The sequence below is a fragment of the Shimia sp. MIT910701 genome, from assembly GCF_047126315.1.
Classification (GTDB): Bacteria; Pseudomonadota; Alphaproteobacteria; order Rhodobacterales; family Rhodobacteraceae; genus Shimia.
Window position 1 is genome coordinate 2,702,312 of sequence record NZ_CP138953.1, and the last position, 23,866, is coordinate 2,726,177.

At 55.5% G+C, this 23,866-nt stretch carries 21 protein-coding genes and 1 tRNA gene; 12 read left to right on the plus strand and 10 right to left on the minus strand.

Features of this window, described 5'->3' with window-relative positions:
- Nucleotides 1-87: 87 nt before the first annotated feature.
- A complete protein-coding gene (locus tag SIB38_RS13075; RefSeq protein WP_294118799.1) occupies nucleotides 88-477 on the plus strand; it encodes a hypothetical protein in 390 nt (129 codons plus the stop codon).
- 71 nt (nucleotides 478-548) lie between these two features.
- The gene (locus SIB38_RS13080; RefSeq protein WP_294118801.1) at nucleotides 549-1,496 is read left to right on the plus strand and encodes an ABC transporter ATP-binding protein; all 948 of its coding nucleotides are present in this window, start codon (nucleotides 549-551) and stop codon (nucleotides 1,494-1,496) included.
- Between the two features lie 80 nt (nucleotides 1,497-1,576).
- Here SIB38_RS13080 and SIB38_RS13085 read toward each other — a convergent pair whose 3' ends face one another.
- On the minus strand, nucleotides 1,577-2,152 hold the full coding sequence (locus SIB38_RS13085) for a YcbK family protein (protein ID WP_294118802.1): 576 nt from the start codon (nucleotides 2,150-2,152) through the stop codon (nucleotides 1,577-1,579).
- Between the two features lie 325 nt (nucleotides 2,153-2,477).
- On the opposite strand from SIB38_RS13085, the gene SIB38_RS13090 reads away from it, so the two are divergent.
- From SIB38_RS13090 to SIB38_RS13105, 4 genes are read left to right on the plus strand one after another with little or no spacing between them, the layout of a single operon-like run.
- Complete coding sequence (locus tag SIB38_RS13090; protein WP_412550330.1) at nucleotides 2,478-4,085, plus strand: L,D-transpeptidase family protein; 1,608 nt, start codon at nucleotides 2,478-2,480, stop codon at nucleotides 4,083-4,085.
- A gap of 32 nt (nucleotides 4,086-4,117) precedes the next feature.
- Nucleotides 4,118-5,209, plus strand: coding sequence for a UDP-3-O-(3-hydroxymyristoyl)glucosamine N-acyltransferase (lpxD, locus tag SIB38_RS13095; RefSeq protein WP_294118805.1), 1,092 nt, complete (start codon nucleotides 4,118-4,120; stop codon nucleotides 5,207-5,209).
- A gap of 45 nt (nucleotides 5,210-5,254) precedes the next feature.
- Entirely contained in the window at nucleotides 5,255-5,518 is a 264-nt protein-coding gene (locus tag SIB38_RS13100; protein WP_294118807.1) for an acyl carrier protein, read from the plus strand.
- Between the two features lie 33 nt (nucleotides 5,519-5,551).
- A complete protein-coding gene (locus SIB38_RS13105) occupies nucleotides 5,552-6,760 on the plus strand; it encodes a beta-ketoacyl-[acyl-carrier-protein] synthase family protein (protein WP_294118808.1) in 1,209 nt (402 codons plus the stop codon).
- 58 nt (nucleotides 6,761-6,818) lie between these two features.
- On the opposite strand, the gene SIB38_RS13110 is transcribed toward SIB38_RS13105, so the two are convergent.
- Nucleotides 6,819-7,379 (minus strand): invasion associated locus B family protein, encoded by a 561-nt coding sequence (locus SIB38_RS13110; protein WP_294118809.1) that lies wholly within the window; start codon nucleotides 7,377-7,379, stop codon nucleotides 6,819-6,821.
- 530 nt (nucleotides 7,380-7,909) lie between these two features.
- Between SIB38_RS13110 and SIB38_RS13115 the strand changes: the two genes are divergently transcribed.
- A complete protein-coding gene (locus tag SIB38_RS13115; RefSeq protein ID WP_412550331.1) occupies nucleotides 7,910-9,457 on the plus strand; it encodes a helicase HerA-like domain-containing protein in 1,548 nt (515 codons plus the stop codon).
- 69 nt (nucleotides 9,458-9,526) lie between these two features.
- Here the strand turns inward: SIB38_RS13115 and SIB38_RS13120 are convergent, their stop codons facing one another.
- From SIB38_RS13120 to SIB38_RS13140, 5 genes are all read right to left on the minus strand, one after another.
- Nucleotides 9,527-10,960: a branched-chain amino acid ABC transporter permease gene (locus tag SIB38_RS13120; RefSeq protein WP_412550332.1), complete on the minus strand. Its 1,434-nt coding sequence runs from the start codon at nucleotides 10,958-10,960 to the stop codon at nucleotides 9,527-9,529.
- A complete protein-coding gene (locus SIB38_RS13125; protein WP_294118812.1) occupies nucleotides 10,957-11,967 on the minus strand; it encodes a branched-chain amino acid ABC transporter permease in 1,011 nt (336 codons plus the stop codon). The genes SIB38_RS13120 and SIB38_RS13125 overlap by 4 nt, the downstream gene beginning before the upstream one ends.
- 5 nt (nucleotides 11,968-11,972) lie before the next feature.
- Complete coding sequence (locus tag SIB38_RS13130) at nucleotides 11,973-12,800, minus strand: ABC transporter ATP-binding protein (RefSeq protein ID WP_294118813.1); 828 nt, start codon at nucleotides 12,798-12,800, stop codon at nucleotides 11,973-11,975.
- Nucleotides 12,801-12,896: 96 nt separating this feature from the next.
- Nucleotides 12,897-13,679 carry an ABC transporter ATP-binding protein gene (locus SIB38_RS13135; protein ID WP_294118814.1) on the minus strand — a complete coding sequence of 261 codons (783 nt, stop codon included), beginning with the start codon at nucleotides 13,677-13,679 and terminating at the stop codon, nucleotides 12,897-12,899.
- Nucleotides 13,680-13,773: 94 nt separating this feature from the next.
- Nucleotides 13,774-14,961: an ABC transporter substrate-binding protein gene (locus SIB38_RS13140; protein ID WP_294118816.1), complete on the minus strand. Its 1,188-nt coding sequence runs from the start codon at nucleotides 14,959-14,961 to the stop codon at nucleotides 13,774-13,776.
- Nucleotides 14,962-15,101: 140 nt separating this feature from the next.
- Here SIB38_RS13140 and SIB38_RS13145 point away from each other — a divergent pair, with 140 nt between their 5' ends.
- Together SIB38_RS13145 and SIB38_RS13150 are read left to right on the plus strand one after the other, a co-directional pair.
- The gene (locus SIB38_RS13145; RefSeq protein WP_412552043.1) at nucleotides 15,102-16,229 is read left to right on the plus strand and encodes a PQQ-dependent sugar dehydrogenase; all 1,128 of its coding nucleotides are present in this window, start codon (nucleotides 15,102-15,104) and stop codon (nucleotides 16,227-16,229) included.
- 42 nt (nucleotides 16,230-16,271) lie between these two features.
- The gene (locus tag SIB38_RS13150) at nucleotides 16,272-16,691 is read left to right on the plus strand and encodes a hypothetical protein (RefSeq protein ID WP_412550333.1); all 420 of its coding nucleotides are present in this window, start codon (nucleotides 16,272-16,274) and stop codon (nucleotides 16,689-16,691) included.
- A 1-nt stretch (nucleotide 16,692) separates the two neighbouring features.
- Here the strand turns inward: SIB38_RS13150 and SIB38_RS13155 are convergent, their stop codons facing one another.
- A complete protein-coding gene (locus tag SIB38_RS13155; protein WP_412550334.1) occupies nucleotides 16,693-17,688 on the minus strand; it encodes a GlxA family transcriptional regulator in 996 nt (331 codons plus the stop codon).
- 168 nt (nucleotides 17,689-17,856) lie between these two features.
- On the opposite strand from SIB38_RS13155, the gene SIB38_RS13160 reads away from it, so the two are divergent.
- From SIB38_RS13160 to SIB38_RS13170, 3 genes are all read left to right on the plus strand, one after another.
- A complete protein-coding gene (locus tag SIB38_RS13160) occupies nucleotides 17,857-19,224 on the plus strand; it encodes a class II 3-deoxy-7-phosphoheptulonate synthase (protein ID WP_294118821.1) in 1,368 nt (455 codons plus the stop codon).
- A 158-nt stretch (nucleotides 19,225-19,382) separates the two neighbouring features.
- Nucleotides 19,383-19,472 (plus strand) — tRNA-Ser (locus SIB38_RS13165).
- Nucleotides 19,473-19,732: 260 nt separating this feature from the next.
- A protein-coding gene (locus tag SIB38_RS13170) for an IS3 family transposase (RefSeq protein WP_412550335.1) occupies nucleotides 19,733-20,859 on the plus strand; the annotation gives its coding sequence in 2 pieces (ribosomal slippage) (nucleotides 19,733-19,997 and nucleotides 19,997-20,859; 1,128 coding nt in all).
- Between the two features lie 37 nt (nucleotides 20,860-20,896).
- Here SIB38_RS13170 and SIB38_RS13175 read toward each other — a convergent pair.
- Both SIB38_RS13175 and SIB38_RS13180 read right to left on the minus strand, forming a co-directional pair.
- The gene (locus SIB38_RS13175; RefSeq protein WP_412550336.1) at nucleotides 20,897-22,786 is read right to left on the minus strand and encodes an amidohydrolase; all 1,890 of its coding nucleotides are present in this window, start codon (nucleotides 22,784-22,786) and stop codon (nucleotides 20,897-20,899) included.
- Nucleotides 22,787-23,119: 333 nt separating this feature from the next.
- Entirely contained in the window at nucleotides 23,120-23,794 is a 675-nt protein-coding gene (locus tag SIB38_RS13180) for a DUF333 domain-containing protein (protein ID WP_294119211.1), read from the minus strand.
- Between the last annotated feature and the right edge of the window lie 72 nt (nucleotides 23,795-23,866).

Below are 23,866 nucleotides of genomic sequence, written 5' to 3' on the forward strand. Positions count from 1 at the left end.
ACCAAAGGCCAATAGGCAAAGCCTATGTTTTTCTAGGTGGTGGAGCAGGGGAGCCCTATAGTTTTGCCAGTTCGGGGAGGAACAGACATGGCACAAGAGTCAAAGAAGAAAAGTTCGACAGTCGCGTTGCTGGCTGCTTTTGCGGTTTTGCTGGTTACGATCTTGGGGTTTGGCTGGAACGTGCTGCTCTCCGCAGCGCTTGCCGCCGTGACCTTTTTTGTTGTGGTCCAACTGGGCGGAAAGAAACCCGTGGAAGACGATGCCCTCAGGAGCTCTGCGACCGCGCATAATGTGGCGCCCGCCGCGCCGCAAGCGCCTGAGGTTGCGCCGGAAACGGCTGCTCCCACTGCGCAAACTGAAACCGCGCCCAAGCAAGCGCTTGCCGCATCCATGGCCGGTCAGGTCAAGCTGGGCACGCTGCTGCCCGGTGAGCGGGAACTGGCGGACCGGCGCGGTGGCTGGCGCTACGAAGGCTAGACAATTCCCCATGTAGCTGATTGAGTTTTCTTCGAAATTGCCTGGTCTCAGGTCCCTTTCGGGAAATCAAAATGATCCGCTTCTACGCCCGTATTCTGCGCGCCACTGGCAAGGTGCAAATCCTTCTGGTGGCGCTCTCCCTTGTTGTCGCCGCTTTGGCGGCCGTGCCGCTCCAGTTTCAAAAAGACATCATAAACAGCCTTGGCCCTGATCTTGAGGTCAACACTTTGATCTGGATGTGTGGCGGCTATCTAGCGGTCATTGTGGTGACCAACATCTTCAAGTTTGTACTGAACTACCGCAGCAATCTTCTGGGCGAATCCACCATCCGGCGCATCCGCAGCGCCGTTTATGAAGCGCGGCATGACACCTCTCAGGAGTTGGCGATCCAGAAACAATCCACAGGCACCATAGCCACCATCATCTCCGCCGAAGCCGAGGAGGTGGGGCGATTTGTCGGGCAGGCTTTGGCCAATCCGGTGGTGCAGTTGGGCACATTGGTTTCGGTGGTGTCCTTTGTGGCTGCCACACAGCCCTATCTGGGCGGGTTCCTCGTGGCCATTGTCGTGCCGCAGGCGCTGATCGTACTGATGTTGCAAGAGCGAGTGAACAAGCGGGTCAAAGAGCGCACCATTGTGCTGCGCCATGCGACAGGCACTTTGTCAGAAGAAAACCTGGCCGAGGTTATAGCCGCACAACAGGCGGTGTTGGATGACTTTGACGAAATCTATGAAACCCGGCGCGGTATCTTCCGTCTGAAGTTATCGATGAAGTTCATGATGAATATTCTCAGCGGCATGGGCCTTGTTGGTATCCTGATGATCGGCGGTTTTTTGATGATGGAGGGGCGTGCCGACATCGGCACGGTGGTTGCCTCTATCTCAGCGTTGGAGAAAATCAACGGTCCTTGGCGGTTGTTGCTGAATTTTTACAAAGAACTCAGCTCAGTACGGGTCAAATTTGATCTGATTGTGGGCGAAGGTTTGACGGCGCGAAACGCCAAGCCGGCGAAGGCCTGACAAAACAAAAGGCGCCGAAAGCGGCGCCTTGGGAAACCTTGGTGAGCTGGTGGTGGGACAGCCACCAGCTTTGAGGGCTGTTACCGACCCCACGTACGCACAGGACCACAGTCCATATGCACGAAGTTGGAGCCCGAGTAGCGGCCAACACCACCGGCGCGGCACGCCGCAGCTGCTTTTGCCATTTGGTGCACAGAGCGCGAACCGAGGCGTAGGTCTGCGGCTTGGCCCTTCATGTGAAGGGAGTTTTTAGCCACACCGCGAGAGCGGGAGCGCAGCATCGCGTTGGTTTTTGGGCTGCGGTAACCAGACAGTAACATATAGGGTTCATTCACATCCATAAGGTTGTGCGCCGCGGCCATGATGTCGATGGTGCGTGTGTCGATGCCGATCACATCGTTGGTGCGCCAATCCCGCATAAATGCGTTGATTTCTTTCACCGCGTCTTTGATGTACTTGCCTTCGACCCAATAGATGGTGTCGATGCGCTCCCCGGTCCGACCGGAGTACATCTTCAATCGGCGAATATCGCCACCACCGCGCAGGAAGCCTGCTGCCTTAGAGTAGGTGGGGGCCGCCACAAGTGCGGTTGCTGCAAACGCGCCCAATAGGCCGCGCCGTGTCATGCTCAGAGAGCCGTCTTTTGGTTCATTCATGTTTCAGCGCCTGTCCCGTCACTTACCTGCCACCGCGATGTTACGCGGCCGTGATTTCATCTTGATCCCCTCAGATGTGCGGTTTTTATGACACATAGGGAATCTTCAACCAAGAGTTCTTTTCTGCCTTGACCAAGCGTAGTGCCGAATTTCGGCGAAACTTTGCTTAATTGATGAAGAATTGGCCTTCATCTAGCCCCAACACAAACTGGGTAACACGGCAACAGTTGAATAAAGGTTTATTCAGTTTGCAAACTTGTGATTGGACAGGTGAGACTATAGTCAAGCACCCTACAGGACAGCTTTATGACTTTGGGAATGTAACATGGTTCACAGGATGCTAACGCGCGGAATTCTCGGCTCTTTTCTCGCTGCGATTTTTGCGGTTTTGGTGCTCACAAATGGCGCGCAAGCTTTTCCGGCTTTTAAGCAGGCCGTGGCGGAAGCCGCCGCCAGAGACGCGGATGTGGCGGCGTTTTATCGGGAATCAGCCTATGAACCAGTGTGGACAGGCGAGGGTGATTCCTTTGTGGCCCGCCGCAAGGCGCTGATTGCGGCCCTGGGGCGTGTTGAAGATCACGCGCTTCCTGCAGAACGGTACAACACTGATCAACTGGTGGCGCAAATGGCCGGTGCGCGCAGCGTGCGCGACCTTGGCATGGTCGAAGTGGCTTTGACCAAAGCCTATTTGAAATATGCCCGTGACATCAATTCCGGCATGCTGGTGCCGTCCCGTGTCGATAACGGCATTGTGCGCGAAATTCAGCGCCGCGACCGCACCGAGTTGATGCACAGCTTTGCCGCCGCCGAAGACCCCAAAGCTTTCCTTCGGTCTCTGGCGCCACAGACCCAAGAATATACTCGCCTGATGAAAGAGAAGCTGCGCTTGCAGCGTCTGATCGCCAATGGCGGTTGGGGCGCAACCGTGCCGGTTGCCAAGCTGGAGCCAGGCAATTCTGGAAACTCCGTAATTGCGCTGCGCGACCGCTTGATGCGCATGGGTTTCATGCAACGCTCGGCAACCGCGCAGTATGACCGCGATATGGAAAAGGCCGTTCAGGCATTTCAGATCGCCCATGGTCTGGAGAGTGACGGTGTCGCAGGTAAGGGCACCATCACCGAGATCAACGTGTCCGCTGAGGAGCGTTTGAAGTCGATCATGGTCGCAATGGAACGGGAACGCTGGTTGACCCGTGAAAGCGTTGGGCGCGAGATCCTGGTTAACTTGACCGACTTCACCGCTAAGGTGATGGATGATGGCAAGATGACCTTCCGCACCCGTTCCGTGATTGGCAAAAACCAATCCGATCGCCGCAGCCCGGAGTTCTCGGACACCATGACTCACATGGTGATCAATCCGACCTGGAACGTGCCGCGCTCGATTGCCACCAAAGAATATCTGCCGATGCTGAAGCGCAACCCGAACGCCGTGAGCTACCTGCGTCTGGTGAATGGCCGTGGTCAGACGGTGGATCGGGGTTCTGTAGACTTTTCCCAGTTCACCACACGCAACTTCCCGTTTGACATGAAGCAGGCGCCAGGTAACCGCAATGCGTTGGGGCTTGTAAAGTTCATGTTCCCGAACAAGCACAATATCTACCTGCACGACACGCCGCAAAAGGCTTTGTTTCAGCGCGAAACCCGCGCTTACAGCCACGGCTGTATCCGCCTGCATCAGCCGTTTGACTTTGCCTATACTCTGCTGGAACCACAAGAGAGTCAGCCAAAGGACTTTTTCCAGAAGACTTTGAAAACAGGCCGTGAAACCCGCGTGGATCTGGATGTGCCGCTGCCGGTACACATCATCTACCGCACCGCCTACACCGAGGCCAAAGGTCCGGTGCAATACCGTCGTGATGTCTATGGTCGGGATGCCAAGATCTGGAATGCGTTGGCCAACGAAGGGGTGGCGCTGACCTCCCATCAGGGATAAAACGCCTCCAAAGTCATTTCGGAGGACCGCGCATGGCGTTTACTGTTCGAGAGATTGCTGCGGCAATTGACGCGGAGGCGCATGGCAACACCGACTTGATCGTAGAACGTGTCTCAGAGCCGGCTTCGGCCGGCCCTGATGACATCGCGCTTCTGACCAATCCCAAATTTGCTGATGGCCTGTCCCAGGGGCAGGCACGAGTTGCATTGCTTTGGGACGGTGCGGATTGGCAGGGCATGGGGCTGGAGGCGGCAATCACCGCCAAACGCGGCCGCTATGCCATGTCTGGTCTGTCCCGCATGATGGATTTGGGCCAACATTTTCCCGAAGGCATCCACACCTCCGCATTGATTGATGATACCGCGATCATTGGGGAGGGCGTGACCATCGCGCCCTATGCCGTGATCGGGCCTCGCGCGCAAATCGATTCCGGCACAGTTATCGGCCCGTTTTGCCACATCGGCGCTGACAGCCGCATTGGCTCCGATGGGATGTTGCGTGACCACGTCTCCGTTGGCGCGCGCGTCACCATTGGCGACCGGTTCTGGTGCCAGCCAGGCGCGCGCATTGGGGCGGATGGCATGTCTTTTGTGACCCCGGAGGCCAGCGGTGTGGAAAAAGCCCGCGCCTCGCTGGGCGATCAAGGCGACGTCACTGAACAGGCCTGGGCGCGTATTCACTCGCTTGGCGCTGTGACCATTGGCGACGATGTGGAAGTCGGCGCCAACACATGTATCGACTATGGCACCGTCCGTGACACACGCATTGGCAACGGCTGCAAAATCGACAACCTTGTGCACATCGCCCACAACGTGGTGGTAGGCAACGATTGCTTGTTTGCAGCGCAGGTTGGTATTGCCGGCTCAACGGTCATTGGCAACAACGTGGTGTTTGGTGGCCAGGTCGGTGTGACGGACAACACCACGGTTGGGGACAATGTCATTGGCGGTGGCGCCACCAAGATTCTCAGCAAAGTGCCAAACGGTCAGGTGCTTCTCGGCTACCCCGCGGTCAAGATGGACACCCATTTGGAAATGTACAAAGCCCTGCGTCGTCTGCCCCGTTTGGCCAAGCAATTTGCCGATCTTCAAAAAACCGTTTCAAAACTCGGTTCAAAGACGTAAGTCCTCGCGCTAAATTGCGGGCAAAGCCGATCAAAGGATGAGACTATGAGTGTCAAAGACCGTGTCATTGCAATTGTGGCAGAGCAGGCCGTGCTGGAACCATCAGATGTGACCATGGACAGCACCTTGGAAGATCTGGGCATTGACAGCCTTGGTTTGGTTGAGAGCATTTTTGCCATCGAGGAAGAATTCGACATTTCGATCCCGTTCAATGCCAATGAGCCGGAAAACAGCGAATTTGACATCTCCTCTGTGGCGACAATCATCGCAGGGATCGAAAAGCTGGTCGCCGAGGCACCGGCTGCGTAGCCAGCAGTTCTTTGATTTTATAGGGCAAGAACTATGAAACGGGTCGTTATCACAGGGGCGGGCACAATCAACGCTCTGGGTCACAACGTGTCTCAAACCCTAGAGGCCATGCGCGAAGGGCATTGTGGTATTGGGCCGCTTGAGATGCGTGATGTGGAGCGGCTTGCAGTTCAAATCGGCGCTCAGGTCCGGGGTTTTGCCTCCGATGTAATCTTCAACCGTCAGCAAATGGCGCTCTATGACCGCTTCACTCAGTTTGCGTTGATCGCCGCCCGCGAAGCACTGGACCAATCGGGTTTGGAATTTTCCGGAGCGCTGTCAGCGAAATCCGGCGTGGTCATGGGCAATTCTGGCGGTGGTATGCAGACGCTGGATGAGAACTACCGCACAGTTTACGAGGACGGCAAAAACCGCGTGCATCCTTTTGTGGTGCCCAAGCTGATGAACAATGCCGCCGCAAGCCACATCAGCATGGAGTTCAATCTCAAGGGCCCAAGTTTCACTGTGGCCTCTGCCTGTGCCAGTTCCAACCACGCGATGGCGCAGGCCTTTCAGATGGTGCGCTCCGGCATGGCTCCGGTGATGATCACTGGTGGCACTGAGTCCATGCTGTGCTTTGGCGGCGTCAAGGCCTGGGAAGGCCTGCGAGTGATGTCCAAGGATGCCTGTCGCCCGTTCTCCGCCACCCGCAACGGGATGGTGCAGGGCGAGGGCGCCGGTGTGTTTGTGTTTGAAGAGATGGACCATGCCAAAGCCCGCGGCGCAGACATTCTGGCAGAGGTGATTGGTTTTGCCATGACCTCGGATGCGGCCGACATTGTGATGCCATCTCGCCAAGGCGCGTCGCGCGCGATTGCCGGTGCGCTAGAGGATGCGGGCGTCAACCGTGAGGAGGTGGGCTACATCAACGCCCACGGCACCGGCACTGCGGCAAATGACAAAACTGAATGCAGCGCGGTGGCGGATGTTTTTGGTCCTCATGCGGATCGGCTGTTGATCTCCTCGACAAAGTCGATGCATGGGCACTTGATTGGCGGCACTGGGGCCGTCGAGCTTCTAGCCTGCATTATGGCCCTGCGAGACGGTGTGATCGCGCCCACGATTGGCTATGAAGAGGCGGATCCGGAATGTGCTTTGGATGTGGTGCCGAATGAGGCACGCGAGGCCACCATTGATGTGGCCCTGTCCAATGCCTTTGCCTTCGGCGGCCTCAACGCCGTGTTGGCCCTGCGCAGGGTCTGACGTTTCAAACAAAAAGGCCGCCCTCGAAGGCGGCCCACTTTCTGAAATTCACGTCAAACTACTGGCCGTTGTTTTCGGCTTTCTCAAACGCTTTGGTGAACCCTTTCAGCGACATGTTCACGTTCACCGACTGTGTTGGTGCCAGCGCAGGCACTATGCTCAGCACAGCCTTGTTGCCACTTTTGAAGTTGGCAATGTCTTCAGCGCTCAGACCTATTCGCGCGATGCAGCCCAGTTGGTTGCAGAAGGCAAACGGATACCGTCGCGTGGTTTTGCCGTCCACTGACATGGTCAGCTGTGCAGTCAACAAGGTTTCAAGTGGCACAATCACGGTTGCCCCAGCAACCGCCTCGCCCTCGGCAACGGGCAAAGAGAACAGCGTGACTTCGGACACCGGGTTGCCGGTGTCGTCGCGCATAAGTTGATACATGCGGCACGGGTGAGGCTCCGGGCCAGTGGTTGCACATTGCAGGTCCCAGTCTCCAATGATCTCAGACGACACATTCTCTTCCAGCTGCGCGGGCGAGACAGGCTGCGCCGCTTCACTCACCGCTTCCCCCATGGCCAAGGACCCGTCTGCCAGGGAAGGAACCCCCTGTGTCAGAGCAGGGCCAGCCATCAAACCCAAGGAAACGGCTGTCGCAAAGATAGGGAAGGTTCGCATGTCTGTCTTAGTCCTTTGGATGTCTTTTTGCCCGCTTATCATGACCAAGTGGCTTTGTCAGGATTTGGTTGACTAAAACCCATCGCATCCTAGCAGAAATTTGCTGATACCGGCTGGCAATTTTGCGAGTTCCGCTCGGAGCAAAAAGATAGGAGCGAGAGGCACGCTCTAAAAAGAAAAGGGCCTTACGAAAAGGCCCTTTTCCAAATTTTTCACTCCCCGTCGGACTGGCCGACTTATTCATTGCCAAAACGCTACGAAGAAATCGGGCTCCGGTCAACAGCAAAAACAGAAGTTTCTGCGCTGATTTTGCTCAAAAAAAAGGCCGCACATAAAGTGCGGCCAGTCTCAACAGGGAGGAGTTCCGTTCCAAACCCGTTTGGGCTGTTCCAGAACAGTTTCGAAACTGCCATATAAAGGTTAACAATGTATGTGACGCACGTTTTTGGGCGTTAAAAATAAGGGTCTTTAGGGGTAATCGACTGATGGACGGTAAGATTTTTTTGGGCGGCGGTGGCGCGGACTATGCGGAAAAGCAGGGTCTGACGTTAAAATATGCCAACCGACACGGGCTGATTGCGGGGGCCACGGGCACCGGTAAGACCGTGACGCTTCAGATTCTCGCCGAAGGTTTTGCCGCTGCGGGCGTGCCGGTCTTTCTGTCGGATGTGAAAGGGGACCTATCCGGTCTCGCTGCGGCCGGAAGCGCCGATTTCAAGCTACACGACGCCTTCACATCCCGCGCGGAAAAGATCGGATTTGCGGACTACGGCTATGAGGCTTTTCCGGTCACTTTCTGGGACCTGTTCGGTGATCACGGCCATCCGGTGCGCACAACGGTCGCCGAAATAGGGCCTTTGTTGTTGGCGCGCTTGATGGAGCTCAGCGAGGCGCAAGAAGGCATCCTCAACATCGCTTTCCGCTTGGCAGATGAACAAGGAATGCCGCTCTTAGACCTTAAAGACCTACAGGCATTGCTGGTTTGGGTCGGGGAAAACCGTACCGAGCTGGCGCTGCGCTATGGCAACATCTCCGTCAACTCCATCGGCGCCATTCAGCGCCGTCTGTTGGTGCTAGAAAACGAGGGTGCCGCCAAGCTCTTTGGGGAACCTGCGCTCGAGTTGGACGACTTGATGCGCACCGCACCAGACGGGCGCGGTTACATCAACATTCTGGCAGCCGACAAGCTTATGGGCTCGCCACGGCTCTACGCCACCTTTCTTCTATGGCTCCTCTCAGAGTTGTTCGAAAACCTTCCAGAAGTGGGCGACCCGGACAAACCCAAACTGGTATTCTTCTTTGACGAGGCACATTTGTTATTTGATGGCGCTCCCAAGGCGCTTATCGACAAAGTGGAGCAAGTCGCCCGCCTGATCCGCTCCAAAGGCGTCGGCGTCTACTTTGTGACACAGAACCCCGATGACATCCCCGAAGACATCCTCGGCCAATTGGGCAACCGCGTCCAACACGCTCTGCGCGCCTTCACGGCACGCGACAAAAAAGCCCTGCGCCTGGCGGCAGAGACCTATCGTCCTAATCCACGTTTTGTGACCGAAGAGGCGATCCGCGAAGTCGGGGTCGGGGAAGCGGTCACCTCGATGTTGATGAAGAAGGGCGTTCCGGGCATTGTCGAGCGCACCCTGATCCGCCCGCCGTCGTCACAGCTTGGCCCGCTGTCACCTGCCGACCGAAAAGCGGTGCTTGCCAACTCTTCGCTGGCTGGGAAGTACGACACGCCGGTTGACCGCCGGTCTGCCTATGAAATCCTAACCGCCCGCGCCAAAGCGGCCGCGCAAGAAGCCGAACAACTGGAAGCCCGCGAAGAAGATATGGCGCCCATGGAGCGTGAATTCACCGCTGCGCGGCGCTATTCCGGCTCCCGCGTGCGCCGTTCTTCTGCCAGAACACTGCGGGTGCGTGCGGATGACACCTTTGGTGAGGCGATGACCAAAATGGTGATGAAAGAACTCTCTGGCACCACGGGCCGCCGCATCGTGCGTGGCGTGCTGGGCGGTCTGTTCAAAGGACGCTAAGCCCAATCTTCTCTCTGCAAAAATACTTTCGCCGAAAGTAAAAGGCGCCCCACTGGGGCGCCTTTCTTTTTACTTCTCCGGGATCAATCCTCGTGGACTGAACCTCAGTACCAGCAGCAGGATCACCCCCATGGTCAACAGCCGCATATGCGCCGCACTGTCGATCAGGTGTTTCTTAAGACCGCTGTCCTCAGCCATGCCCGAGGTGATCACTTCCATCAGCCACAGGCCCATCGGCTCTACCTGAACCCAAAGGAACCAGATCAGGAACCCGCCCAGCACAGCGCCAAGGTTGTTGCCAGAGCCACCAACAATCACCATCACCCAGATCAGGAAGGTATAGCGCAGCGGGTTATAGGTGCCCGGCGTCAGCTGCCCGTCCAGCGTGGTCATCATCGCACCGGCAATGCCACACACCGCGGAGCCAATCACAAAGATCTGCAAGTGACGGTTGGTCACGTCTTTTCCCATGGCCTCAGCCGCCACTTCATTGTCGCGGATCGCACGCATCATCCGGCCCCAGGGGCTCTTCAACGCAAGCTGTGCCATCACAAAGATGATCGCCAGAACCACCGCAAACAGGATCGAGTAGTTGAGCTTCACAAAAAGCGACGAGGCTGTCGCCACATCCATGCCAAGTCCTTCGGCCCGGTTGATGAACGTAGACGAGTTCTGCAGGTCGATCTCATACGGCACTGGACGGTCCAGACCCACAACGTTTTTCACGCCGCGCGCCAGCCAGTCTTCGTTTTTCATCACCGCAATGATGATCTCGGCAATACCCAGGGTCGCAATCGCCAGATAATCCGAGCGCAGACCCAGCGCTGTCTTACCAATCAACCAGGCCACGCCAGCGGCCAACAGGCCCCCCATAGGCCAGGCCAGAAGCACCGGTAGGTTCAGGCCACCCAGGTTACCTTGCAGCGCCGGATTGATGGCTTCGACAGCGGCCACACCGGGATCAAAGATACCGCGATACAGGAAGAAGCCCACAACCAGAATGGCTATTGTGGCAATGTTACGCGCGCGGCCTGCGGCCATGCGCTGTCGCACCATCACCGTGGCGACAATCGTGCCCGCTCCGGCCAGCAGTGCAATCACAATGCGCCATCCACCCGCGCTCCACGCCCCTTCAACAGGCGCCGCAGAGGTCAGCACCACGGCCAGACCACCCAGAGAAACAAAGCCCATGACACCCACGTTAAACAGCCCGGCAAAGCCCCACTGCAGGTTCACACCCAAGGCCATGATGGCAGAGATCAAACCCATGTTGAGAATGAGCACAGCCACGTTCCAACTTTGAGAGAAACCAGTCGCCAAGATTAGCACTGCGACTATCCCGAATAGTGCAAAGTTGGTCAGAGCCTCATTTTTGGTGCGGGCGCCGTGCCAATATGTCCAAGCCAGTGCCACTTCCACGATAGCTGTGACGAACCCAACACTTCCTGCCGCGAACACCCCTAAAATTGGCACCGCCAAAGATGCGAGAATACCCCAGATCATACCGATTTCCCCTTGAACAGACCGGTCGGCTTAAACAGCAGGACCACAATTAGGATCACGAAGCTGACGGCAAATTTGTAGTCTGTGCTCAAAAGCTGCACGAGGCTGGAAGGTTCCAGGCTCTCCGGCAGCATGTATTTCAGCACTTTTTTCCAGGCGTAAGTGATGGTGACTTCTGAGAAGGCAATCACAAACCCACCGGCAATGGCGCCCAGCGGGCTGCCAAGACCACCAACAATCGCCGACGCAAAGATCGGCAACAGCAGCTGGAAGTAGACAAAGGGTTTGAAGGATTTATCCAGACCGTAAAGTACACCGGCGGTGGTCGCGAGCGCAGCCACAATCAGCCACGTGTACATCACCACGCGCTCCGGGTTGATGCCCGACAGCAGCGCCAAATCTTCGTTGTCGGAATAGGCGCGCATCGACTTGCCGGTGCGGGTGCGGTTCAGGAACCAGAACAGCAGGGCCACGGCAATGATTGCCACCACAACGGTGATGCCTTGGGTGGTCTTGATTGCGAGACCTTCTTTCAGGCCGGTCAGGGCTTTGAATTCCCGCACCGAAATGATGAAGCGCTCGCCGTCGGCAAACTTCTGATCGTTTGGCCCAATGATAAACCGCACCAGACCGTTCATGATGAACATCACGCCCATCGACACGATTACAAGGATCACCGGCTTGGCTTTTTGCTCACGATAGAAGCGATAGACCACGCGGTCAGTAATCAATACCAGTGCCATGGTGCCCAAAATGGCAAAGGGCAGGGCCAGCAGAGCCGTTGGCAGCGGACCAAAGCTCACGCCCATCGACTGCAGGAACCAGGTGACCAGAACGCCAATCATCGCGCCAAAGGCCATGGTATCGCCATGGGCAAAGTTGGAGAACCGCAAGATGCCGTAGATCAGTGTAACCCCCAGCGCGCCAAGCGCCAGCTGGCTGCCATAGGCAATCGCGGGGATGATGACAAAGTTAGAAAGCGCCACAAGGGCGTTGAGAAAGTCCATGTGCCTCAGCCCCCCAAGAACGATTTGCGGACTTCTTCATCCGCGAGCAGGTCTTTGCCGGTACCGGTATAGGCATTGCGCCCCTGAACCAGCACATAGCCCTTGTCGGCAATTTCCAGCGCCTGACGGGCGTTTTGCTCGACCATCAGAATTGGAATGCCGGTGCGGCTGACCTCAATAATCCGGTCAAACAGTTCGTCCATCACGATGGGGGACACGCCTGCGGTTGGCTCATCCAGCATCAGCACCTTTGGCTGGGTCATCAGCGCGCGGCCCACGGCCACCTGTTGACGCTGACCACCGGAAAGTTCACCGGCTGGCTGGTTGCGCTTTTCCTTCAGGATGGGGAAGAGGCCATAGACCTGTTCCATCGTGTCCGAAAAATCATCGGTGCGGATAAAGGCTCCCATTTCGAGGTTCTCTTCCACGGTCATGGAGGTGAAGATGTTGTTCACCTGCGGTACAAACCCCATGCCTTTGGCGACGCGCGCCTGTGGCGACAGCGCGGTAATGTCTTCGCCATCCAGCCGCACCGAGCCTTGGCGCAGGTTCAACATGCCAAACACGGCTTTCATGCCAGTGGATTTGCCAGCGCCATTGGGGCCAACAATCACGGCAATCTCGCCCGGGTTCACGGCGATGGTGCAGTCATGCAAAATGTCCGGCCCATCTTTGCCGTAGCCGCCTGTCATGCTGTCGCCGACCAGAAAGGCGTCTGTTGTGTTCATTTCTTTGCCGGTCCCCACGGCGGGCGTCATTTCGCTTCCGCCTTTGGGGTTGGCTATCGTGGCGTCCTTGTTGCCGCGATCGTTCTGATACGGGTTTCCCGTCATCACTCACTCCCCGCTGTAAACGCATTTTGGGATCGATTTTTGCACCTCCGCGATACAGACGCGATACCGACGCAATACCGACGTGCCTTTTGGCCCTTATGCGTTCAGCTGTTCCTTGTTTTTGAGCCCGGTGCCGAGGTAGGCCTCGATCACTTGTTCGTTGGCTTTGATCTCATCCAAAGTGCCTTCTGCGAGCACTTTGCCTTCGGCCATACAAATCACTGGGTCACACAAACGCCCAATGAAATCCATGTCATGCTCAATCACCACAAATGTGTAGCCGCGCTCTTTGTTAAGCCGTTGAATCGCATCACCAATGGTGTTCAGCAGGGTGCGGTTCACCCCGGCGCCAACCTCGTCCAGAAAGACGATTTTGGCATCCACCATCATGGTGCGTCCCAGCTCGAGAAGTTTCTTTTGACCACCGGAAATCTGACCGGCTTTGTGGTCTGCCAGATGCTCAACCGTAAGGAATTCAAGCACTTCGTCGGCTTTCGCCCGCAATGCGCGTTCCTCATCCGCAATCCGCTTGCGTCCAAACCAGGTGTTCCAAAGAGTCTCACCCGATTGTGCACCAGGAACCATCATCAGGTTCTCGCGACAGCTCATCGAGCTGAACTCATGCGCGATCTGGAACGTCCGCAGCAGCCCTTTGTGGAAGAGCTCATGCGGCGGCAGGCCGGTGATGTCTTCACCGTCCATCGTCACCCGCCCGGATGTTGGTGGCAGAACTCCGGCGATCACATTGAAAAGAGTGGTTTTACCGGCGCCGTTTGGCCCGATGAGGCCGGTGATAGATCCCGGTTCGATCTTCAGGTTCGCTCCTTCAACAGCGCGAAACCCCCCAAAATGTTTGTGAACGTCCTCAACGACGATCATAGCACTTCCCCCATGCGCAGTTCGTGCCGCGCCTTATATATTGAAAAACAGCCCGGACAAGCCGGGCTGTTTTGGATCTCAAATCATCAAATGATTAGCGGTACTTGGCAGTGGCAATCTCGCCACCTTCAATCACGATCTGACGGTAGTTGCCGGCCGACTCACCTGCGCCGATCAGCTCAACCGCGGTTGCACCAACGTAGTCCACGTCGCCGCCGCCCGCGATGATTTCCAGCGCTTTGGCCAGTTCACCTGGGAAGATCTGCTCGCCCGGAGCGTTTGCCACATCCATGACTTTGTCTTTGTAAGCCGCTGGATCGGAAGAGCCTGCCGCCTGCATCGCCAGCAGGATCAGCGCTGCCGCGTCATAAGATTCTGGGGTGAACGGGGAAGTCGCGTCGAATGCATCGCCAACGATCTCACCAAACTTCGCCGCACCTGGGCTATCGGTGCCAGGGTGCTGGCCAGTGGAACCTTCGATTTCGTCACCAAAGTTTTCCTGCAGCTTGTCGGAGATCATGCCATCAGGGAAGTGGAAGGTGTCAAACGCGCCAGAGTCGATGGCCGCGCGCACGATGCCCGAGCCGCCCTGGTCCACGTAGCCAGCCACAACTAGGCGATCGCCGCCTGCGGCTGCCAGAGCGCCAACTTCTGCGGAATAGTCGGCTTTGCCGTCTTCGTGTGCGGCGTTGATGGTTACAGAGCCACCAGCCGCTTCAAACGCCGCCTGGAAGCTGTCTGCCAGACCTTTTCCGTAGTCGTTGTTGGTGTAGGTCACCGCAACTTCTTTGATGCCTTCTTCCATCAACACTTCGGTCATCACAACACCCTGACGGGCATCAGATGGCGCGGTGCGGAAGAAAAGGCCATTGTCTTCATTGTTTGCGTGGCTCAGACCCGGGGAGGTTGCGGATGGGGACACCATCACAACGCCGTTGGCGACGGCCACGTTGTTCAGGATCGCGCCGGTCACACCGGAGCAGTCCGCGCCCATGATGCCTTTTACGCCTTCCGCTGTGATCAGGCGCTCTGCTGCGGCGGAGGCCGCCGCTGCATCGATACAGGTGGAGTCAGCGCGCACTGAGGTCACGGTTGCACCGCCGAGCAGCTTGCCGCTGTCAGAGACTTCTTTCATGGCCAGCTCAGCGCCGTCCGCCATGGAAGGGGTCAGCGATTCAATTGGGCCGGTGAAGCCGAGGATCACACCCAGCTTGATTTCTTCTGCGGATGCCGCGCCAGCCAGCAGTGCGCCAGCGGCGGATGCCAAAAGCAGCTTTTTCATTTGGAAACTCCCTATTGGTTTTTTTCTTGTTCCGAACGTGAGCCTATGCGGGGTGATTTCAAAAGAAAAGAGGTCGATGACTGATTTTTGAACATCAATTCAGGGCGAGATGTGAGAGGGTAAGTCTAGTGATTTTTCTGATGCAAAGAGGCTTTGATATGCACACTCGCCTAAGACTTATTGTATTGTTTCTATTTGCTTCTTTGCCGGTTTCGATAGCGTTTGCAGATTTGCAGACGTCCCAAGGTTCCGCTGTCGTTACCCCGGTTGTTGAGCGCCTAAAGGGGCCCTGGGCGTTTGCATTTCTACCTAATGGAGAGCTGCTGATCACGGAGAAACGCGGCAAGCTTTTGCATGTTACCGCTAGCGGCAAGCGAAGTACCGTCAAAGGCCTTCCAGCGATTCACGTTCAGGGGCAGGGTGGCTTACTTGACGTCATCGTGGCGCGGGATTTCGCGCAATCTCGGACCATCTTTCTGTCCTATGCCAAGAAACAAACAGGCGGGTCCGGCACATCGGTGATGCGCGCGCAGCTGTCTGAAGACGGGAAAAGGCTTTCCGAACAAATACAAATCTTTGAAATGGCTCCGGGCAGTTCTGGTGGGCGACACTTTGGCAGCCGGATTGTGCAGGCCAAAGACCGAACTCTATTTGTGACCATAGGAGAACGTGGGGATCGACCTGCCGCTCAAAACCTAGCGCAGCATGAAGGGTCGGTTATCCGGATCACACAGGACGGCGAAGTGCTCAGTGGCAATCCATTCGTGAATACGTCCGGCGCTCAACAGGAAATCTGGAGCTACGGGCACCGCAACCCGCAGGGATTGGCTCTGGACTTGTCAGGCCGCCTCTGGGTCGTGGAGCATGGCGCGAAGGGCGGGGACGAGCTCAATCTTCTTGAAAAGGGCGCTAACTATGGCTGGCCGGTGATTTCTTACGGTACGCACTACTCCGGGTTCAAGATAGGCGAAGGCACCGCGAAAGCGGGCATGAAACAACCGAAGTTCTACTGGGATCCCTCAATCGCACCGTCAGGATTGATGATTTACTCAGGCAAACTGTGGCCGCAGTGGAAAGGGCATTTTTTTGTGGGAAGTTTGAAGTTCGACTACATCAGCCGGCTGGCCGGGTCTTCACCAAAAGAAGTCGAGCAATTGCGCGGGGACAGTACGCGGCGGGTGCGGGATGTGCGCGAAGGACCAAATGGCGCTATTTGGTTTTTGTCTGAAGACAAAGGGATACTTTACCGAATGACGCCCGGCGGCTAGGTTGAAAGAAATCTATTTGTTTCAATCTTCTGTGGACACACAATGATCAAGAGTAGCCTTCTTTCCGTCGCTTTCATACTGTCGACAAACGCAACGGTGCAGGCGCAGACCAACTTGCGTACTCAATTCAATCAGGCGTTGGCTTTGTTCAATGAAATGGTCATGAACAAGGAGATTGGCGAGGCCATTGACATGATCCAGCCGGATGTTGTTTTGAGTGACGCGGAGAAAGCCGAGTATAATTCGGCCCTTACAGAAGCCTTTCCCGATCCTTTTGTCGGTTCAGCAACAGTCCAGTCAGAGACTCTCAAAAGCGGCTTTCGACAGGAAATGTTGGCCTATTGGACCGAGGAAGGTGACTATCTTTACCTTTACCTCGTGATGCACACCCAAGGCGCGCAGCAGCAGGTCATTCACGTGGAACACACCACCACGTTTTCCAAGTTCATTTCGCGTTTTTGACTTAGATAGACAGGCGCGAACTTTGGCTGCCACGTTCTCTATAGGGCGTGGTTTCGTAATGCGCGCGGTAGCATTTGGAGAAGTGGCTGGGGGATGCGAACCCGCAGGCCAGCGCTACATTGATCACGCTCATATCGGTTTGCATCAGGAGGTTACGTGCCTTTTGCAGGCGCAGCTCCATATAATATCGCTTGGGCGAGCGGTTTAGGTAACGACGAAACAAGCGTTCCAATTGACGAGTCGACATTCCCACTTCCTTTGCAAGCAAAGACGGGCTGATCGGTTCTTCAATATTGGCTTCCATCATCTGAATAACCATGGACAATTTTGGATGTCGCACACCGATCCGCGTGGGCACAGAGAGGCGTTGTGTGTCTTGGTCGGTGCGGATCGAACTGTAGATTTGTTGATCGGCCACCCAGTTGGCAACGTCCTCGCCCAAATCTTGAGCGATCAGCTTCAAAAACAGATCGATCGAGGATGTGCCGCCTGCAGTGGTCATTCGGTTTGTGTCGATGGTGAAAACGGATTTGGACAGCTCCACCTCGTCAAACTCTTCGGCGAAGCTATCCTGATTCTCCCAGTGAATCGTCGCGCGTTTGCCATCCAGAAGCCCCGCTTTGGCCATGCAGAAAGATGCGGTGCACAGCCCAATCACAGGTGGGCCCTTGCGCGCTTCCCTGCGCAACCAGTTCAGCAGTTTCTTAGTGGTCGCCTGCTGAATGTCCGTTCCGCCACACAACACAATTGTGTCATCGCGGCGCAGTTCGGCAAGATCGTCATCCAGCTTAAAAGTTGTGTTTGTTGAACAGCTTATCGTGTCGCCACCTTCGCCGACCAATATCCAGGAATAGTGATCACGTCCCATGTGCCGATTGGCCAAGCGTAGGCAGTCAATTGCTGACGCAAAGGACAGCAATGTGAACTTATCCAAAAGCACAAAAACAAAGCGCCGCGATTTCGCGTCGTTTTGATCAGAAGCGAGTGCCGAAGTCATTGACATCGTTTCCTTTTCCAAGAGGGGGTGCGCATCTTGAGTTGCAGCGAGTTGACCGATTAAACGAAACATTCACCAAACGCGTCAAGGCCGGATATTTCATCTATGGCGCCGGGACAAGAGCTTTTGTATAAGGCCTCATTAACTTGTCTAATTGGAGTAAAGACAATGGCTGACTGGCAAAAATCTGACTGGCGCGCGAAGCCCCGGATTCAGATGCCTGAGTATACGGATGACGCAGAGCTGAAGGCTGTAGAAGCCAAGCTCGCCAGCTATCCGCCATTGGTCTTTGCCGGCGAAGCGCGTCGCCTGAAAGCTCAGCTTGGTGCCGCTTCTCGCGGCGAGGCCTTTTTGTTGCAGGGCGGTGACTGTGCGGAGAGCTTTGAACAGTTCAGCGCAGACGGCATTCGCGATACATTCAAAGTGATGTTGCAAATGGCGATGGTGCTGACCTATGGCGCCAAGGTACCGGTGGTGAAAGTCGGTCGCATGGCCGGCCAATTTGCCAAGCCGCGTTCTGCGCCAACGGAAACTTTGGATGGCGTGGAGCTGCCTAGTTACCGCGGCGACATCATCAACGAGTTGGACTTCACGCCTGAATCGCGAATTCCCAATCCAAACAAGATGTTGCAGGCCTATACACAAGCGGCCGCAACGCTGAACCTGCTGCGCGCGTTCTCGACTGGTGGTTACGCGGATGTGCATCAGGTGCATTCCTGGACTCTTGGGTTCACCGAGGGGGAGAAAGCCACCAAGTATCGTGATATGGCCAACCGGATCAGCGATACGTTGGACTTCATGAAAGCGGCGGGCGTGACCTCTGATCGTTTGCACTCGTTGCAGACTGTGGACTTCTACACCAGCCATGAATCCCTGCTGCTGGAGTATGAAGAAGCGCTGACGCGTCTGGACTCGACTTCTGGTAAATGGCTCGCGGGGTCTGGCCACATGATCTGGATCGGCGACCGTACTCGCCAGCCAGATGGGGCGCATGTTGAATTTGCGCGTGGCGTTCAAAACCCGATTGGTTTGAAATGTGGTCCAACCACAACCGCAGATGACCTCAAAGTGTTGATGGAAAAGCTGAATCCGGAAAACGAAGCAGGTCGTCTGACATTGATTGCCCGCTTTGGCGCAGGCAGCGTTGGGGATCACCTGCCGCGCCTTGTCAAAGCGGTTCAGGAAGAGGGCGCCAATGTGCTTTGGACTTGTGATCCAATGCACGGCAACACCATCAAATCGGCAACCGGCTACAAAACCCGTCCGTTTGACAGTGTTCTATGCGAAGTGCGTGAGTTCTTCGGAGTTCACAAAGCTGAGGGCACCATTCCGGGCGGCGTGCATTTCGAGATGACCGGTCAGGATGTGACAGAGTGCACTGGCGGTGTACGAGCCGTAACCGAGGAAGATCTATCCGCACGCTATCACACAGCCTGTGACCCTCGTCTGAATGCGAGCCAATCGCTTGAGCTGGCGTTCCTCGTGGCAGAAGAGCTGTCTGACCGCGATCAAGCCAAAGCGGCCGCAGCGGTCTAAACCGCTTCAACCGCAAGTAATTAAGGGCCGCGCGAATGCGTGGCCCTTTTTTGTTGGGAAAAGCAAAAATAACCGCAATTTGCCTCTTGCATCCCCCCAACAGTTGAAGCTAAACACCGCTCCACAGAGAGGCGGTCAACTGACCAACGCTCTGATGCGGAGAGGTGGCCGAGTGGTCGAAGGCGCACGCCTGGAAAGTGTGTAGGCGGGAAACCGTCTCCAGGGTTCGAATCCCTGTCTCTCCGCCATTAACCAATTTCGAACCCGAGACGAGGCCCCCGCGTGGGCCTTTTCTTTCTGGTTCAAAGGGGTTTAGTTGATTCATCCGACTTTCTGAGACTAACGATTTGACCGAAATCGGTCTCCGAACGCCCCGCGTCTCTTTCCACCCGCCCTTCACCCAAGTCGAGACGGATTTGAAACTGGTCGTCTTTTCAGACGCTTGGCGAGAATGATCCTCCCGCACTGAAGTGGTCCGCCGCTATGTTTAGAAAACGGAGGATTCACGATGGGAAATAAGCGACACAAGCCCGAGGAAATTGTCACGAAGTTACGGCAGGTTGAGGTGCTTGTCGGGCAAGGAATGGCGCGGGTTGATGCGATCCGTGAGGTTCGCATAACCGAACAGACCTATTATCGCTGGCGCAAGCAATATGGTGGGATGGGAACCGACCAACTTAGGGAACTAAAACGCCTTCAGAAGGAGAACGAACGGCTGAGAAAGGCTGTGTCCGACCTCACTCTGGACAAGTTGATCTTGGCGGAAGCTGCGAAGGGAAACTTCTAAGCCCCGCGCGTCGCCGGACTTGTATCGATCACGTGCGAAGCCAGTTCCGGATTTCTGAACGTCGAGCCTGTCGTGTGCTGAAGCAACACCGATCTACACAACGAAAGTTGCCTCGGGGCCGAGCCGATGAAGAGAAACTGGTCGCGGATATGAGTGAGCTGGCACGTCAGTATGGCCGATACGGTTACCGCCGGATCGCGGCATTGCTGAGAGATGGAGGCTGGCAAATCAACGACAAGCGTGTGGAGCGTCTGTGGCGACGTGAGGGGCTGAAAGTGCCAATGAAACAACCGAAGAAAGGGCGGCTCTGGCTGAATGATGGATCATGCGTTCGGCTCCGGCCCGAGCATCGCAATCACGTCTGGTCTTATGACTTCGTGCATCATCGAACCGACGATGGGAAGGCGTTCCGCACTTTGAACATCCTCGACGAACACAGCCGGGAATGTCTGGCAATCAGGGTAAAGCGCAAGCTGAACTCTGGCGATGTGATCGACGCCTTGAGCGACCTGTTCATCCTGCGCGGTGTGCCTTCCTATATCCGCTCTGACAACGGCCCAGAGTTCATTGCTCAGGCGGTTCAGGACTGGATTAAAGCCGTTGGCGCCAAGACCGCCTACATCCAGCCGGGCAGCCCCTGGGAGAACGGATACTGCGAAAGCTTCAACGCCCGGTTCCGCGACGAGTTTCTAAACGGTGAGGTCTTCTACAGCCTGCGCGAGGCTCAAATCCTGATCGAACAATGGAGGAAACACTACAACACCAAACGACCGCATAGTGCTCTGGGCTACAGCCCGCCGGCGCCGGAAACCGTCGTCCCGATGGACCAGAGGCCAATCATGCACTAACAATCAAACTGGACCACTTGGGTGGGGCTGATCAAATTCATAAATGGGCGTGAACCACTGAAAATGCGTGGTTCAATAGCTTTTCAGCAAATTCTTTTTCACTTTGTTCTTTCACGCCGGGGAGCATCGCATCCTCTTGAATGGCTTCGCCAACTTTCTGCGAACGCCCTTCTAGCACTGTTCCCCATACCGTGATGTCTTTGATTTTCATTGGGTCAATTGTGAGCGGGTTTTCCTCTAAAATAGTGAAATTTGCCAACTTTCCGGTTTGGATGCTTCCAATCTGATCTTCAATTTTATGAGAAAACGCAGCGTTTATCGTAACGCCTTTCAGCGCTTGTTCTGCTGAAACGCGTTGAAACGGTCCAGCTACTCGACCAGAGCTGGTTACCCGGTTCACGGCACACCACATCAGGAACAAGGGGTCGCCGGGCGCCATTGGCATGTCAGAGTGCAAGGACCAAGAAATATTCGCCATCTCGACATCGCCCAAACGGACCATTTGATCCGCACGATCAGTGCCCAGCCCGGTTCGGCCATATTGATCAGAAAGAGCAGTCACATAGTAGGGGTTGGCGCTTACGATTGCACCCAGCTGTTTGATCCGGTCAACCTGATCTGGTGCACTGACAGCAAAATGAACGATCACTGTTCTATGATCGAAGCGGGGGTTCCGCAGCATGTTGTCTTCCAGGGTATTCAGAACCCTGTCCAAACCTGCGTCGCCGTTCACATGGATGTGGATTTGATAGCCCGCGTCCCAGTAAATGCGGAAGGCGCGTTCAAAATCACCCTGATCCATCATCCATTCGCCTTTATAATCGCCGATTGCAGGGTCGCGAAGCTGCATCGCCAATGAATAAATGGCGCCATCAGAGAACAATTTGACTGTGCGTTCCGTCATACTGGTCATTCCGCCGTACCAGTCCCTGAGTGCCTCGGTATCCTTGATGACTTGGTCATCATCTTCACTGAGCGCGATCAGGCTTTTTCCATCAGGGGTAAAGGACCATCGGAAGGGCATGGACGGCGATGACATAACGGCATTTACCGCGTCCTGGACAGGCTTGGCCAAGATACCACCCGGCTCGTTGCCATACGTTATGCCCTTGGCATGCATGAAGTCGCGCATGATCCCCAGGCCCTTGCGGAGTTTATCTGGGTTCGCAATCATCGGTGCGATATTTGGAAGAACTTTAAAGGCGCCTTGTTCCCAGAAATGCCCGGTTTCGTAGTCGGATTGCATTTGCTCAGATGTCGACCACGTTTCCATCAGTTCTTTGGTGACGCCAGCCTTTCGCATAGCGGCTGAGTTGATAACCATTTCGTGGCAGGATCGGCCCCATGCAAATATGGGACGATCTGCGCTGATCGTGTCGAGATCACTACGCGTGAGAGGGCCGTAGAACGCTGCATGATACCCCCATGTAAGAAGGGGTTCGGTCGGATCTTCCATTTCCGCTTCGGCAGCAGCCAGACGTGTCATGAAGTCGTCCTTATCCTTTAGGGCCTGGGACTTCCCCGTGGGTAAATCCCAGTCTTCTATGGACAGGATCAACGAGGACATCGTTAGCCCCGCCAGAACAGGGTGATCGTGCTGGGCGATGAAACCAGGAACAATCACGTGATCTTCGAAGGTCGTGTCGATGTCATACGACAGGTCGCCGAGAAGCGATTGAACTTCATCCATTGTACCTGCCGCGACGATACGACCGTCTTCGACTGCAATCGCCTCTGCTGACGGATTTTCAGGATCTAGGGTAATCACCTCTCTTGCTGTGAAGATCGTGATCGCTGAAAAGTTGAGGATTGCACCGCCCATCTCCGAAAGAGAATTAACTTGCGACAGTGCACGAGAGGCCACGAGGATTGCCGTCGAACCTGCAAGAGCGGCTGTGAGAAAGCTCCTTCTTTTCATGCTGATCATTGTTACGTTCCCATTTTGTGAAAAAGTGCTATCTTAAAAACTTTTTAACACATCGCATCTGAATGCTGGCATGTTTTTATCTACGCACATTCAAATGTTAGCCGTCTACCTGGTGTTTTCCTTCTACCAACCAGTATGACAAAAGACGGTCACCCAAAACTGGCTATCGTCTTCCGGTTGTTTGCTGGCCTCCACATTTTCTACTCACGCCTTCTTCTGTGGTGGGCTGCATGCGATTTGGTTCGCCCCCCCCCCCGCTCTGAATGACGCACCAGTCAGGTCACCGTGGGCTCACACGCGACATTTGCATTTTGCCAATTTTACGCGCGGACCCTAGTTGTGCTCTCGGTACAACGTCCACGCGTCGACCTCCGTGCCATCTGGCAAGCGACAAACACCAAATTGTCCCACTTCTCCGTCGCGGATTTCATAGCTGCCACCAATTTCGATACAGTAGGTGGCAGCCGGGTTCGCTATCTGGTTAGAGGCCGCGTGCGCTTCTCGGTAGAACTCCCAGGCGTTTACTTTTGTTCCATCTGGCAAGCTGCAGATTGATGTCTTTAAATCGTATTCTCCCTGATTGAGAATACAGAACGAGACCGCCGGGTTCGCAATACCCACCTGGTTCGGTTCACGATCTCTTTCCGCCTTGTCTCGCAAGAAATCCCAAGCGTCCACCTCATCCCCATTTGCCAAAATACACACACCTCTTTTGCCATTGTCATCATTGCGCATTCCGTAGAACCCGCCTTCCGACACGCAGTGTTCTGCTGCTGGATTGGTGAGGCCCAAACTTGATGCCATCGAGGGATTGGGAGAAACAGACGCGCCAGCAGTTAACACAAAGGCTACGGCAATCGACCAAGTCGTTAAACCTTTCAGGCCGCGTCCAACTCGGGCCAGTGTCGCGAGTTTCAACTTCAGCTGCGTAGACAGCGCGTCTTGAAATGCAGCGGCATTTGTTTGGATGACCATTTGGTCTGCCTCCTTGATCGTGAAAACAAGCATGTTCGACACTAGACCAACTGGGGCAAAAAGTGATGCCGCAAACGCACCTGGCACTTGCGGCATCTTGCTGTT